The sequence below is a fragment of the Mucilaginibacter sp. P5_A4 genome, from assembly GCF_056400605.1.
Map to the genome: position 1 here is coordinate 21,868 of NZ_JBFUKX010000012.1, position 13,952 is coordinate 35,819.

9 protein-coding genes and 1 pseudogene are annotated in these 13,952 nt (G+C 42.6%); 4 read left to right on the top strand and 6 right to left on the bottom strand.

Features of this window, described 5'->3' with window-relative positions; translation table 11 throughout:
* Positions 1–51 precede the first annotated feature (51 nt).
* Complete coding sequence (smc, locus tag AC1DQW_RS09670) at positions 52–3,591, top strand: chromosome segregation protein SMC (RefSeq protein WP_477453888.1); 3,540 nt, start codon at positions 52–54, stop codon at positions 3,589–3,591.
* A gap of 168 nt (positions 3,592–3,759) precedes the next feature.
* Here the strand turns inward: smc and AC1DQW_RS09675 are convergent, their stop codons facing one another.
* The 4 genes from AC1DQW_RS09675 to AC1DQW_RS09690 form a co-directional block, all read right to left on the bottom strand.
* Complete coding sequence (locus AC1DQW_RS09675; RefSeq protein ID WP_477453889.1) at positions 3,760–5,268, bottom strand: S41 family peptidase; 1,509 nt, start codon at positions 5,266–5,268, stop codon at positions 3,760–3,762.
* A 62-nt stretch (positions 5,269–5,330) separates the two neighbouring features.
* Positions 5,331–5,939: an HAD family hydrolase gene (locus AC1DQW_RS09680; protein WP_477453890.1), complete on the bottom strand. Its 609-nt coding sequence runs from the start codon at positions 5,937–5,939 to the stop codon at positions 5,331–5,333.
* A complete protein-coding gene (locus AC1DQW_RS09685) occupies positions 5,929–6,237 on the bottom strand; it encodes a hypothetical protein (RefSeq protein WP_477453891.1) in 309 nt (102 codons plus the stop codon). Before AC1DQW_RS09685 ends, AC1DQW_RS09680 begins: the two co-directional genes overlap by 11 nt.
* A gap of 1 nt (position 6,238) precedes the next feature.
* The gene (locus tag AC1DQW_RS09690; RefSeq protein ID WP_477453892.1) at positions 6,239–6,892 is read right to left on the bottom strand and encodes an ABC transporter ATP-binding protein; all 654 of its coding nucleotides are present in this window, start codon (positions 6,890–6,892) and stop codon (positions 6,239–6,241) included.
* A gap of 178 nt (positions 6,893–7,070) precedes the next feature.
* Here AC1DQW_RS09690 and AC1DQW_RS09695 point away from each other — a divergent pair, with 178 nt between their 5' ends.
* From AC1DQW_RS09695 to AC1DQW_RS09705, 3 genes and pseudogenes are all read left to right on the top strand, one after another.
* A complete protein-coding gene (locus tag AC1DQW_RS09695) occupies positions 7,071–10,175 on the top strand; it encodes a sensor histidine kinase (protein ID WP_477453893.1) in 3,105 nt (1,034 codons plus the stop codon).
* 78 nt (positions 10,176–10,253) lie between these two features.
* Positions 10,254–11,450 (top strand): annotated as a pseudogene (sucC, locus tag AC1DQW_RS09700) (ADP-forming succinate--CoA ligase subunit beta); the annotation flags it as partial.
* 354 nt (positions 11,451–11,804) lie between these two features.
* Positions 11,805–12,020, top strand: coding sequence for a hypothetical protein (locus tag AC1DQW_RS09705; protein WP_477453894.1), 216 nt, complete (start codon positions 11,805–11,807; stop codon positions 12,018–12,020).
* A 210-nt stretch (positions 12,021–12,230) separates the two neighbouring features.
* On the opposite strand, the gene AC1DQW_RS09710 is transcribed toward AC1DQW_RS09705, so the two are convergent.
* A complete protein-coding gene (locus tag AC1DQW_RS09710; RefSeq protein ID WP_477453895.1) occupies positions 12,231–13,421 on the bottom strand; it encodes a winged helix-turn-helix domain-containing protein in 1,191 nt (396 codons plus the stop codon).
* Positions 13,422–13,481: 60 nt separating this feature from the next.
* Entirely contained in the window at positions 13,482–13,922 is a 441-nt protein-coding gene (locus tag AC1DQW_RS09715) for a DUF4844 domain-containing protein (protein WP_477453896.1), read from the bottom strand.
* Positions 13,923–13,952 lie beyond the last annotated feature (30 nt).

Below are 13,952 nucleotides of genomic sequence, written 5' to 3' on the forward strand. Positions count from 1 at the left end.
TTTTATGATTACTTTGAAGGTTAAATTTTTGTAAGGGATACAACAAAATAAATGCAGCTTACCCGCTTAGAAATCAAGGGCTTTAAGAGTTTTGGAGATAAGATCACCATTAATTTTAATGAGGGTGTAACTGCAATTGTAGGACCCAACGGCTGCGGAAAATCAAACGTAGTTGATGCCATCCGCTGGGTACTGGGCGAGCAAAGCACCCGCATGCTGCGATCAGAGAAGATGGATAACGTGATCTTCAATGGTACCAAAAGCCGTAAATCGGCCAACCTTGCCGAAGTTTCCCTTACTTTTGATAATACCAAAAACGTACTGCCTACCGATTATTCGCAGGTTACCCTTACCCGAAAACTTTACCGCACCGGCGAAAGTGAATACCGCCTGAACGATGTACAGTGCCGCCTGAAAGATATTACCGACCTGTTCCTGGATACCGGTATCGGCTCCGACTCCTACTCTATCATCGAGTTGCGGATGATAGACGAAATCATCACCAACAAGGAAGGTTCGCGCCGGAATTTGTTTGAGGAAGCATCGGGCATCTCTAAATACAAGCTCCGCAAAAAACAAACTTTCAGCAAATTGAAAGATACCGAGGCCGACCTGGAACGCGTGGAAGACCTGCTTTTCGAAATTGAGAAAAACCTTAAGTCGCTGGAGAACCAGGCTAAAAAAACCGAGCGTTATTACCGCATCAAAGAGCAATACAAATCGCTCAGCATTATGCTGGCATCGTTCAGGATTGTATCTTTCAGCGAATCGTTAAAGAAAATTGAGGACCAGGAGCAGCAGCAAAAAGCCGAAAAAGGAGGTATTGTTGCCCAGATAGATACTTTGGAGGCTGCACTGCAACAACAAAAGCTGGATAGCATCACCAAAGAAAAAAACCTATCTGTACAGCAAAAAACCACCAACGAGTTTGTAGCTAAGATCCGTGCTTACGAGAGTGAGAAAAAGATCAAGAACGAGCAGCTCAAATTTCAGCAGGATAAAGAATCAAGGTTAACCGAGGAACTGGATAGGGATAAAAACCAGCTAAACCACGTACTGTATAACATTAAGCGCTTATCCGAAGAAAAAGCATTGGAGGATGAGAGCCTGCAAACCATCCAAAGCCGCTTAGCCGACCTGAAGGAGGCCGTTGATGAGCTACGTGCACAACAAGCCGAAGCCCGCAACGAACTAACGGAGATTACCGGCATCAATACCCGCCTGCAAAACCAGGCCTACAAAGCCGAGAAGGATATTGATATCCTGCAAATTCAGCAACAGGCTTTAGAGCAGGAAAGCCAGCGCAATATGGAAGATACCACCAATAAAGAGGTAGAACTTTCGCATTTTAACCAGGTGGTTGCCGAACTGCAGAACCGCAAGGAAACGCTGGATTATGATTACCAGTCGGCTTTGGATTTTGAGAATAAATTAAAAGAACAGATAGCCGAAACTGATTCGGAACTTAGTTTGGTAAAAGATACCATCATTAAAGAAAGTCGAAAGCTGGATGCCAAACAAAACGAGTACAATCTTACCAAAAGCATGGTGGATAACCTGGAAGGCTTTCCGGAGTCTATCCGCTTTTTAAAGAAAAATGCCGACTGGGCCAAAAATGCCCCCCTGTTTAGCGATGTACTGTTTTGTAAGGAAGAGTACCGGGTAGCCATTGAAAACTACCTGGAACCACTGATGAACTATTATGTGGTTGATAACTATGATGAAGCTATAAAGGCCATACAGCTATTGAGTAATGCCGCCCGGGGCCGCGCACACTTCTTTATACTGGAAAACTATGAGGAAGTAATACCAGCTAACCCGGCTTTTGAAAATGCAGGCGCTGTTTCGGCCCTGAAAGTAATAGAGGTTGATAAAAGATACGCCCAGCTATGTAATCATCTGCTTAAAGATGTTTACCTGGTTGATGATGATAAGGACCAGCAGATTAACAATGCCGCCCTGCCCGATGGTGTGGTGTTGATTGGCAAAAGCGGCAAGTTCAATAAATCAAAGCATACCATGGCCGGTGGTTCGGTGGGTTTGTTTGAGGGAAAGAGAATTGGCCGGGCCAAGAATTTGGAGAACCTGGCAAAGGAGATTAAGGGTATCGAAAACCTGGTTAATGCGCAAAAAAGCAAATCGGATGAGTTGCAAAGCAAGCTTTCGGCCCTGCGTTCATCAACCAAAAGCAACGAGATTAATGAACAGCAGATGATCATTAACCGGTTGAATACCGAGCTGATAACCGTAAAGACCCGGCAGGAACAATACCAAACGTTTATTGAAAACAGCCTTAACCGTAAGGATGATATTGCCCGGAAGATTGCCGGCATCAAGGATGAAATGACTGCCCTGCACCCCCAGCTTGCCGAGTTAAAAATGCAGAAGCAGATCCAGAGCGATCTACTGGTTGATAAACAGGTTGCTTTTAACGAGTTGAATGAATACGTATCGGTACAATCAAACGCCTTTAACCAGGAGAATATCCGTTTTCACCAACAGCAAAACAAGGTATCAAGCCTAATAAAAGACCTGGAATACCGCGATACACAACAGGAAAGCCTGGAAACCCGCATCAAACAAAACAGCACCGAGCTGGAGAAAGTAAAAATTGCTATACAGGAAAACCTGAAGCAGGCCGATAACTCCGACGATGACCTGCTGGAGATGTACGAACAAAAGGAAAACCTGGAAAAAGCCACCCAGCAAGCCGAGCAGGAATATTACCAATGGCGTGGCATCATCACCGAAAACGAAAATGAAATTACCGCGTTAAGACGCAAAAAAGACAACCATGAGGTTATAGAAAACGAGTTGCGCGATGAGCGTAACAACCTTAAACTGGAACTGAACGCCCTGAAAGAGCGTTTATCTGTAGAGTTTAATATCGACATTGAAGATTTGCCCGAGACAGAAACACCTGTTGAAAGTGAGCATGACCTGCGCGAAAAAGCAGATAAGCTAAAAAAACAGCTGGACGATTTTGGCGCAATTAACCCGATGGCGGTTGAGGCCTATAACGAAATGAACGAGCGTTATACCTTTATCCAGGCGCAAAAGAAAGATCTGAGCGAGGCGAAAGCATCCTTATTAGCCACCATACAGGAGATTGATGATACCGCTAAAGAAAAGTTCATGCATGCCTTTATCATGGTGCGCGAGAATTTTATCAAGGTATTCCGATCGCTGTTTAATGAGGAAGATTCCTGCGACCTGATCCTGACCGATCCCAACCATCCGCTGGAATCGGATATTGATATCATCGCCAAGCCAAAAGGCAAACGCCCCCTATCCATCAACCAGCTATCGGGGGGCGAAAAAACGCTTACAGCCACCGCTATCCTCTTTTCGCTTTACCTGCTTAAACCAGCGCCATTCTGTATTTTTGATGAGGTAGACGCCCCGCTTGATGATACCAATATTGATAAGTTCAATAACATTATCCGCACTTTCTCTAAGGATTCGCAATTCATCATCGTATCGCACAACAAGCGCACCATTGCCAGTACCGATGTAATTTATGGTGTAACCATGGTTGAGCAGGGCATTTCTCGTGTGGTACCCGTTGATCTGCGCGAACTTGCAGATTAATTCCCCTGCTCTTTCCGGAACGAATGTGTTGCAGATAAAGCATGATTATGCTTTGTGCGTGCCGCGGTAGGCTACATATACGAAAGAAAACGGGGCAAAAGACGATTATCTTTTGCCCCGTTTTCACAAAAGGCTTTCGGCTTTTCGCCTTATGCTTTCAGCTTATATCTATTTATGGCGGAACTCTTTTTTACCCACCATTCCTTTAAATTTACGCTCATCCAACTTAAGCGTCATATCTGAAACTTGCTGTGCCGACATGGTTTTAGTTTTTGCCAAACTTTGAACCTTCGGACCAGACACATCATAAACACCTGTGCTAATATAATTTAAAGCGTGTTGCAGTAACACCTCTGTACTATCGCCAAAATCCTTTGTTACATCGTCATAATCAAGTTTACCCGGATAATCTGTTGAGCCGGGTGTCATCCCCGAATAATAACCACCCTGGTTGGCCGAGTTTTTGGTTTCAAACTGCGGCACATATAATTGATATTTATTAATATCAATAGCAAAAAAGCCTACCGGCTTGCCATAACTGGTACGCCCTATAAGGTTAACCTCCATTTCGGGGCGCAGGTTATTAATAGTTAGCTCACTTGCTGATGCGGTTGAACCGGTTACTATAAAAAACACCTTACTTATATTTAACGAACCATTTTTGGCAAAGTTAACCCGGTTATTAGCAGGTAAAAAATCCCCTTTATTAATATCATATATGACGCTTAGCAGCGGGTGGTTATCAGCCTGCAGCTTATCATTATAATAATAGGTAAACATCTGGCTGCCACTTTTTGCAGCAGGTACAATCAGGTTATCCAGGTATTCGGCTGTTTCAACACTTCCGCCGCCATTATAGCGCAGGTCGACAACCAGGTCTGTAATGCCTGCAGTGCTAAAGGCATTAAAAGCTTTTAATAACTGAGGGCGGGCGTTTGCTATTACGGTAAAAGTATTAAAAACAATATACCCTATTTTTTTATCACCCATAGTAAAAACCTTGTATTTTAAAACCGGGTTAATGGTATATTCGGCTACAGTTAACGACACATCGACGTTAGTATTATCCGCCTTCTTAAGCGTCATTGTGATTGGGTCGGTGCCAAAAACCGCATTTACCACAAAGTTTACATTGGTGCCATTATCGTAATCCAAACTGGTACGGTTATTAAGTTTTACTATTTGGTCTCCCCTTTTAATACCTGCGTTATCAGCAGGCGAACCCGGATATACATATTTTACGCGCAGGTCGTTGGCTTCCTGGTACAAAACCGAAAATCCAAAATCGCCACTTACGCCGCCCAACTCTGCAGAAACAGACCCATCATCAATAAAGGAATACTTAGCCGAACCCGGATCGTTCGCAACATACTCATAGGGCTTACCCGTTGCAGGATTAATTTTATATTGAGATAGTTTATCTACCTCGCTGGTGAGTGCTGCCAATTCGTTAGCTCCTGTGAATGAGCGGGGAGCAAAGGTTTTATAATCGGGCAGGGCATCATACCATAAATAAGTTTCTTTGGTATACAGGTAAACCGAATCTTTGATCAGGTTAGCTATTTCCAACTTGATTGCTGTAGAATCAGTAGTGTTAACGATTATTTTTTTATCCTTGTGGCATGCTGATAACAAACCGGCAGTAAGGATGATCACTGAGTAAAATATTTTTCTCATGTATAATTTAACTATAATATAAATGTGTTAACGCTATAAAAATAAGTATGTTACAACAGGCGCTATAAAAATTTAACGGCGCTTATATAATCTATCCCCACAGTCTCGGCGCATAAACTGTCGGTTTCCGAATTTCCTATCATCAAAATATCCCTGCGCTGTAAGTTATGTTCCTGCATCAATAAATGTACCACATCGGGTTCTGGCTTGGGCATTGTTTCTTCGGCAAAATAGCAAATAAGGTAGGGTTCCAGTTTATGCCATTCAACCTGCTTTATTTTATTTACCTGCTCCGATACATTTCCGTTTGTAACAATGAACAGTTTTTTACGATCAACCACAATTTCCTGTAGCAAAGTAAGCATATTTTGATATAAAAGCAATTTCAAAGGAAGCTTGGCAGTCAGCATAAGGTTGTCAAACTTATCCCTGTATTGTTCGGCTACCGGAAACGCTTTGGCAACTTTATCAAAAACGGCATCTGCTCCTTCCTTTAAATACGTAGCGGTCATCAAATTGGTTGTCTCTTTAGCATCAACCAATTCAACATATTCCAGCATGTTGGCAAAAAGGTAATAAACCTGGTATGTATAATCCTTAGCTGGATATAAAACATCGTCGAGTTCCAAAATGAACGCAGTTTTGCGCTTATCAATATCTTTATACTTCATTGTCCCCGGCAAGGATTGTTATATTATACTCATTAAATAATACTCTGGCTTGTTGCAGCAAGGCTATTTCCGGTGCACGGAAAAGGTAAACAACCTCAACACCCAGATCGAGGCATAAAGTTAACATTTCGTGTGTATAACTGGAAGATTGTGGATCGGGAAGGCGAATAAGCTGCCCTGGTTTCAGCATAAAAGCGGGCAACTCAAGGTGATCGCCCATGATAATGTCGTCGCCGTTCAGTTTGTTTTTTAGCTTATAGGCCGGCGCGGAATTAGCTGCGGTTATTAATATCTTCAACTTATTGTACAATTAAACCATCCTTCATCATCACCGTCCGATCTGACAGGTTGGCAAGATCTTCATTATGAGTAACAATTACAAAGGTTTGGTTAAATTCCTTGCGCAACTTAATGAAAAGTTCATGCAGTTCAAGCGCATTTACCGAATCGAGGTTCCCCGAGGGCTCATCGGCAAAAATAAGCGCCGGGTTATTAATAAGCGCGCGTGCCACGGCTACCCTTTGCTGTTCGCCGCCCGATAATTCATCTGGCTTATGGCTCATCCGTTCACCTAAACCCAGCAATACAAGCAGTTCTTTGGCTTTCTTTTCAGCTTCAGATTTAGATACACCTGCAATAAAAGCCGGAATACATACATTTTCAATAGCGGTAAACTCGGCCAATAAATGGTGAAACTGGAAAATAAAGCCAATTTTACGGTTCCTGAAATCGCTGAGGTTCTTGTTATTGAGCTTACTTAGTTCAATATCATTAATATACAGCTCACCAGAATCGGGCCTGTCCAGCGTACCCAAAATATTAAGCAGGGAGCTTTTGCCTGCGCCCGATGCACCAACAATGGTAACGATTTCGCCACGCTGAACATCCAGATCAACACCTTTTAATATTTGTAGCTGCCCGTACGATTTAAAGATAGATTTGGCTTTAAGCATAGCGCAAAGTTAGTGTTTTGGTTGATTTTATTGGAAGACCCCAAATGGATTAAAACGCTGAGAAAAATTTAAAGGCCGGAAGTTAAAAAAGAAAACAAAACGTTGCCTGACTCGTATACAAATAAGTAAATTTAAACTCAAAAGAAATAAGCCTTATTACAACCATCCTGATTTTTATATGATTAAACACCTTCAATTAATTTGTTGCATACTTCTTTTCGACCTATCGTTTATAAGCGCGCAACAGCTATTTGTTGAAAAATATCCGGTGAATGTTTACGGCGGCGCTATACAAAGCTGGACCATGGCGCAAGACAAGGACGGGGTATTGTATATTGCCAATAATGATGGTGTGCTTAGGTACGATGGCCTAAAGTGGGACCTGACAACTATTACCGACCAGAATTATGTTTTTTCGCTGGGGCTTAATTCAAAAAACGATATTTTTATAGGCTCTTATAATGAATTAGGATACCTCCGTAAAGATAGCGCCGCTAATTATAAATATCACTCCTTATTACCCCTTATCCCCAAACAATACAAAAGCTTAAATGATGTAGTACAAACCATCGTTTTTAACGATGAGGTAATTTTCAACAACAAGAAAAATATTTTCCTGTATAAAAACGGGAGGGTTAAAGTGCTTGCCATTAAAAACGCATGGTTATTTAAATTAAAAAAACAATTGTTTTCTACAAACAGCGAGGGTTTATGGATTTATAAAAACGGTGAATTTGAGGATGCAGGATTTGGTAAAGAACTGGAACTGGCCGGCATCCATTTAAAACGCATTGCAGATTATGAAACCGGTCAATACCTTTTGCTTGATGACAATAACCGGGTATGGGTATTAAATCCCCTCGAAACAAATAGCGGTAAAAGGTTGCGCCTAATTACCCAAAATCCCGTCACCCATTCAAAAACTGCCGAAATAAGAGGCATCCTCTACCTTGATAATGGCAAAATATGCGTGTTTACAGCAGAAGGGATTGTTTTTTTAAATAAAGAAGGTAAAACGGTAAACTTTATTTCAAAAGATGTGCTGGGGCTAAATCTCAATTCAGGATTTATCTTCCAGGATATGAATCATAATACCTGGCTGGGTACAGATTCATTTATTTCGCAACTCATTACAAGCTCGCCCTTATCTATATACAATAAACAAAATGGCCTTGAAGGAAATCTATTATGCTTCGGAAAAAAAGGTCAATATTTATATGTTGGTACAGACAAAGGACTTTTTTACAAAGATGAAAATGCAACCTTTTCCCTTGTACCGGGAACTGCCGGAGAGAACTGGAATATGTTCAATTTTAATCAGAAATTGTATTTAGCGCACCGCGACGGCGTTTTTGAAATTGAGGGAAAGAAAGCTACACGGCTGGTGGATCACTTGTTTATACAAACGCTTGGCGAGGTACGCAACAAGCCCGATTGCATGATCATGGGCACCTACAATACAGGCATCTGGCTGCTGGAAAAACGAGGCAATGCCTGGCATCAAAAAAAAATAAAAGGCTTTGAAGAGGAAACCAGGTTTATACAGCAGGATGATGAGGGCGATTTATGGATAAGTCATTACAACAAGGGGATCTTTAAACTGCGGTTAAATGCGCAAATGGATTCGGTAACGGGTACCACTTTTTATAATACGGCAAACGGCTTGCCCTCAAACCTAAATAACCGTATCTACCGGTTAAAAAACGGTAAAATAATTGTAACCACTACCGATGGTATTTATAATTATAACAAAATTAAAAACAGGTTTGAGCCCGATGCCATATTCCGAAAAGCAACCGGCAAAGGCTTTTGCATTTATACCCTTACCGAAAACGCCAATGGCGATATTTACTTTTGGGGTGCTCCATCAAAAAACACACAAACCGCAGGCGCCCTTATTAAGCAGCCCGGCGGCTCATTTAAGTTATTATTAACCCCGTTCAGCAAAATATCAACAAACACGCACGGTTTGCTGCGTATTGATGTAGATGCACCATTACTTATTGCCGGCCCTAATGAAGTATGGATTGGTAATGTAGATAGAATTATCAGTTACAATAGTGCGCAAAAAACTTATTACAACAAACCCTTTAAATTATCCATTAAAGCTGTATTGGCGGCCGATTCAACCATCTTTATAAGCGGCGGCAAACTACCTCAAAACGAGCTTGCATTTAGTCAGAATAAACTAAAATTCATTTTTGCAAGCTCATTTTATGAGGATGCCGATAAAAATGAATACCAGTATAAGTTAAAAGGTTTTGAAAACAAATGGTCCACCTGGAACAAGGAAAAAGAAGCTTTGTTCACCAACCTGTCCAACGGCAATTATACCTTTTTTGTACGGGCCAAAAACATTTACGGGCAAATAACCGAGCCTGTTTCTTATTCCTTTCATATCAATGCCCCATGGTATAAAACCTGGTGGGCTTACTTACTTTACCTGCTGTTGGCTTTGCTGGCCTTTTACCTGGTTAATATATTTAATACCAGCCGTATAAGAAGACAAAAACTGGTACTGGAACGTAAAGTAAATGAAAAAACCATCGAGCTAAGCGGCAAAAACGATGAAATTTTAGCACAAAGTAAGGCGTTGCAAGAGCTGAATTTAACCAAAGACAAACTCTTTTCTATTATCTCGCACGATTTAAGGGGACCTATAGGCCAATTAAAGCAAACCCTTGATCTGGTAAAATCAGGAGACTTAAGCCTGGAAGAACTTGAAACACTGATACCCGAGCTTGATGACAATATAGGCTCAACATTTAGTCTAACAGATAATTTACTTTATTGGGCACAAAGCCAGATGGAGGGGATCCAGGTAAAGCCTGCCTGGTTTAATGCGGTGGAAATTGCCGAAGAAAACTATAACTTATTTAAACTTAACGCCGATGCTAAAAACATCCGCATTATAAATAACATCAACAAACACATTTCCATTTACGGCGATATGGATATGATAAGGCTGGTATTGCGCAACCTTATCAACAATGCTATTAAATTTACCCCTTACAATGGCACAATAGTTTTAGGCTACAGCGCCCAACCGGGATTTGTTGAAGTTTATGTACAGGATACCGGCAACGGAATGTCTGAAACGGAAATTGACGCCATACTAAAAAAGGAAAACTTTCATAAAGACGGCACCTCCGGCGAAAAAGGATCGGGGCTTGGCCTTATGCTTTGCCAGGATTTTATTGCAAAAAATAACGGAAAACTAACCATAGAAAGCAAATTGGGAATAGGCAGTAAAATTTCCTTTTGGTTAAAAGGCGAGAATTAATAACCTTGTTTAAATAAACTCCACAAACCTCCCCTACCTTTAAAACAAAATTGTAGATTTACCGCAAATTCTTCAAAAAACATGAATATTCACGAATATCAGGGCAAAGCCATATTAAAGAGCTTTGGCGTTAGAGTTCAGGAAGGCATTGTTGCCGATACTGTTGAGCAGGCTGCAGAGGCTGCCCAAAAATTGAAAGAAGACCTGGGATCAAGCTGGGTAGTGATAAAAGCACAGATCCATGCCGGTGGCCGTGGTAAAGGCGGCGGTGTAAAGCTGGCTAAAAACCTTGACCAGGTTAAAGAAATTGCAGGCAATATTATTGGCATGCAATTAGTTACCCCGCAAACCGGACCCGAAGGTAAAAAAGTAAAAAAGGTTTTAGTAGCACAGGATGTTTACTACCCAGGCGAAAGCGAAACCAAAGAGTTTTATATGAGCGTATTGCTCGATCGTGCTAAGGGCCGTAACATTATCATGTACAGCACCGAAGGCGGTATGGATATTGAGGAAGTTGCACACTCAACTCCCGAATTAATATTTAAAGAAGAAATTGATCCTAAAGTTGGTCTGCAAGGTTTCCAAACCCGCAAAATAGCTTTCAACTTAGGTTTATCGGGCGAGGCTTTTAAAGATATGACCAAATTCATAGCTGCTTTATACAAAGCCTACGAAGCTACCGACTCATCACAATTCGAGATCAACCCGGTATTAAAAACATCTGATAACAAAATTTTAGCCGTTGATGCCAAGGTTAATATTGATGATAACGCATTATACCGTCACCCGGATTATGCCGCTATGCGCGATACCGACGAGGAAGACCCTACCGAAGTTGAAGCAAGTAAATCAAACCTTAACTATGTAAAGCTTGATGGTAATGTAGGCTGTATGGTTAACGGCGCCGGTTTAGCTATGGCAACTATGGATATCATTAAAATTGCCGGTGGCGAGCCTGCCAACTTCCTTGATGTTGGTGGTACTGCCAATGCCGAAACCGTTAAAGCAGGTTTTAACATCATCCTTTCCGACCCTAACGTTAAGGCAATCCTCATCAACATCTTTGGTGGTATTGTTCGTTGCGACCGTGTTGCCCAGGGTGTTATTGATGCCTACAAAGAAATTGGTAACATCCCTGTACCAATCATCGTTCGCTTGCAAGGCACCAACGCTACCGAAGCGAAAGAACTGATAGATAACTCAGGTTTAAAAGTATACTCGGCCATTTTGCTTAAAGAAGCAGCCGAAAGAGTAAAAGAAGTATTGGCTTTGTAATTGCCAGTCACACTATATTGAAAGGGGCCTTGTGCCCCTTTTTTGGTTTTAAAATCATCTGCAATAAAAAATGTCATTGCGATCCGTCAGCCGACGGAGGCAACCGCGAACTGTACAGAGCAGCCTAAATAACCCGTCATTGCGAGGTACGAAGCAATCCCAAACTGTACAGAGCAGCCTAAATAGCCCGTCATTGCGAGGTACGAAGCAATCCCAAACTGTACAGAGCCGCTATTTGGGTACTAACTTTACTTTGTGGTAATGGAATAACATCGTCCCGCTCATGGCCGCGGGAGGGCCTAGTCCTTTTTGTCTTGAAACAAAAAGGACCAAAAGACCGAGCATAGCGAGATAATGAGCACCAATAAAAAACAAACAACAGCGAATAATTCAAGTCAGCAGAAATGCTTCTTTGCGCTCTGGGCCTTTACCCTGCAAAACCGCCAAAACCTGGGCTGGAATTATTTTGCCCTTGCCCGCATATCCCCGCACATGCAAAAACTTCCTATGCCCTGCCACCGCACAGCCCCGCATTGTTTTGCCCGTTTTCGCCCGAAGCTGTTCTGCTGACACTTTTGGGAAAACGAAAGCTTTTGATTTCTAATCATTGCGAGTGGTAAAATTCCGCGAAACGCTGACCGGAAAATTGACGTTTTAAAAGGTTTGTCATCCTGAACGTAGTGAAGGATCTATTCGCAGGCTGTACAGGGCGAAGAAGCATGGCGAATAATAGATGCTTCACTACGTTCAGCATGACAAAAGGCTTTTGATAAAATCCGGTCAAAAACCCTGGCTAATGGTGTGCAGGTAATCCTCCCTATTCGATTTTTTAAAAACAATATCCCGGCATTTGTTGAATTGAACAAAGGCTTTCAGCGCAGCTATTATCTTGCCAATCATGGCCTCATTAAGCTCCACCGCTTCAAAGTGCAGATTATGTACAATCAGTACCTTTTGTTTCCTGTCGGCCTTGGCATCCATGCGGGCTACAAAGGTATCGCCCACCAATACCGGCAAACAAAAATAACCGTACTTCCGTTTGGGCGCGGGTACAAAACATTCAACCTGGTAATCAAAATCGAAAAAATCCCTTAACCGGTGCCTGAATACGTTCAGGATATCGAACGGCGAAAGGATAAAAGCCTCACCCGTCAATTCAATTTCCTTTTTTTGATCACGCAGCATATAAAGCGGCGCGCTTTTCAGCCCTTCAATCAGCACCATCCGCACTTCTCCGTCAGCTACCATTTTCTCCAGCTCCTTTTTTACTAAATTATCCTTTACGCGGCGGGCGCGCCAGGCCATTTCTTTAACATAGGCAATACCCAGTGCCCCCAGGGTGCGCCTGATCACGTACCGGGCAAATTCTTCGGCTGCCGGCACCGTAACATCCGTATCCGCCGGAATTAAATTCATCGGCAAATCATATACTTTATGAAAACCTTTGCTGCGGGTAATCATCAGTTTGCCGTCAAGGTACAACCGTTCAAGCGCCACTTTGGCGGGCCGCCAGTCCCACCAGCCCGAACTGGCCTCCAGCCGGTCGTTTTCGAAATCCCCCACCATCAGCGGACCTTCACGTTCCACCCGGTCCAGCACCTGTTTCATGAGCCGGGTCTCGGCCGGCGCTACAGGCTTCCTGTTTACCGCAAAACCTTCCTTTACAGGCAGCGAAAAGCGAAAATCCCCCATCGGGATGTAACCCGCGTCGGAAGTAAAATATTCAAAGATCCGGCCGTCTGCAGTTAGCTCCCCCAGCCAGTCCGGCTCATAATCCGGCACGCGCGCGGCCATCACGTGGTGATGCGCCCGCTCCACTACGTAATTGGTATCCAGTTGCACAAAACCGAGGTGATCAATCAGCCGGTAAACCGCTTCTATGCCCGTTCCAAACTGCGCATGCCTGGCCAATCCTGCGGCATGGAGGATGATTTTGCGGGCTTGGGGTTTTGTGAGGGTTAGTGGTTCCATAGGAACAAAATAGTAAAATGTTTTGGTGTAGGTGGATTGATTACAGCCTGCACGCTATAATTACTCCTTTTTTGTCGGATCAAATCCGTACATCCAGTTATTCAGTTCGCCGTTGGAGCTTTGCAGGCCAACACAATCCATTAACTCTTCAAAATAGGTACAGATCCTTTCCCTGTCCTCCGTATCCAGACTACCGTCAAATTTGTTGAACCTTGTTAAACCAGTTTTTATGTTATCCTGGAATTTCTTTTCGGTTGGCTGATGGTTGGCAGTAGATAAAAAATCTTTTGCAGCCTGGTTCATGAGATCATTCAACTGCGGTTTTATTTTGGGATTACTTAGTCCGTTAAACAGCGTGTTAGGCACGCCATCAAATTTCGCTTTCTGAATAAAATAGTTCAGCTTTTTATTGGCATCAGGGCGTACTTTCATAGGTGATTGCGATTGACCACAAGCTGTTGTTATCGCAGCTATAAACATTAAGGTGAAGAGTGATTTCATATGGTGATCGAATATATAAAACTTTCAGCT

Coding starts and splice junctions, on each gene's coding strand:
- AC1DQW_RS09690 (WP_477453892.1), bottom strand. CDS start 6,892: ATGCTTAAAGCCAAATCTATCTTTAAATCGTACGGGCAGCTACAAATA.
- AC1DQW_RS09705 (WP_477453894.1), top strand. CDS start 11,805: ATGAGCACCAATAAAAAACAAACAACAGCGAATAATTCAAGTCAGCAG.
- AC1DQW_RS09710 (WP_477453895.1), bottom strand. CDS start 13,421: ATGGAACCACTAACCCTCACAAAACCCCAAGCCCGCAAAATCATCCTC.
- AC1DQW_RS09715 (WP_477453896.1), bottom strand. CDS start 13,922: ATGAAATCACTCTTCACCTTAATGTTTATAGCTGCGATAACAACAGCT.
- AC1DQW_RS09680 (WP_477453890.1), bottom strand. CDS start 5,939: ATGAAGTATAAAGATATTGATAAGCGCAAAACTGCGTTCATTTTGGAA.
- AC1DQW_RS09675 (WP_477453889.1), bottom strand. CDS start 5,268: ATGAGAAAAATATTTTACTCAGTGATCATCCTTACTGCCGGTTTGTTA.
- AC1DQW_RS09695 (WP_477453893.1), top strand. CDS start 7,071: ATGATTAAACACCTTCAATTAATTTGTTGCATACTTCTTTTCGACCTA.
- smc (WP_477453888.1), top strand. CDS start 52: ATGCAGCTTACCCGCTTAGAAATCAAGGGCTTTAAGAGTTTTGGAGAT.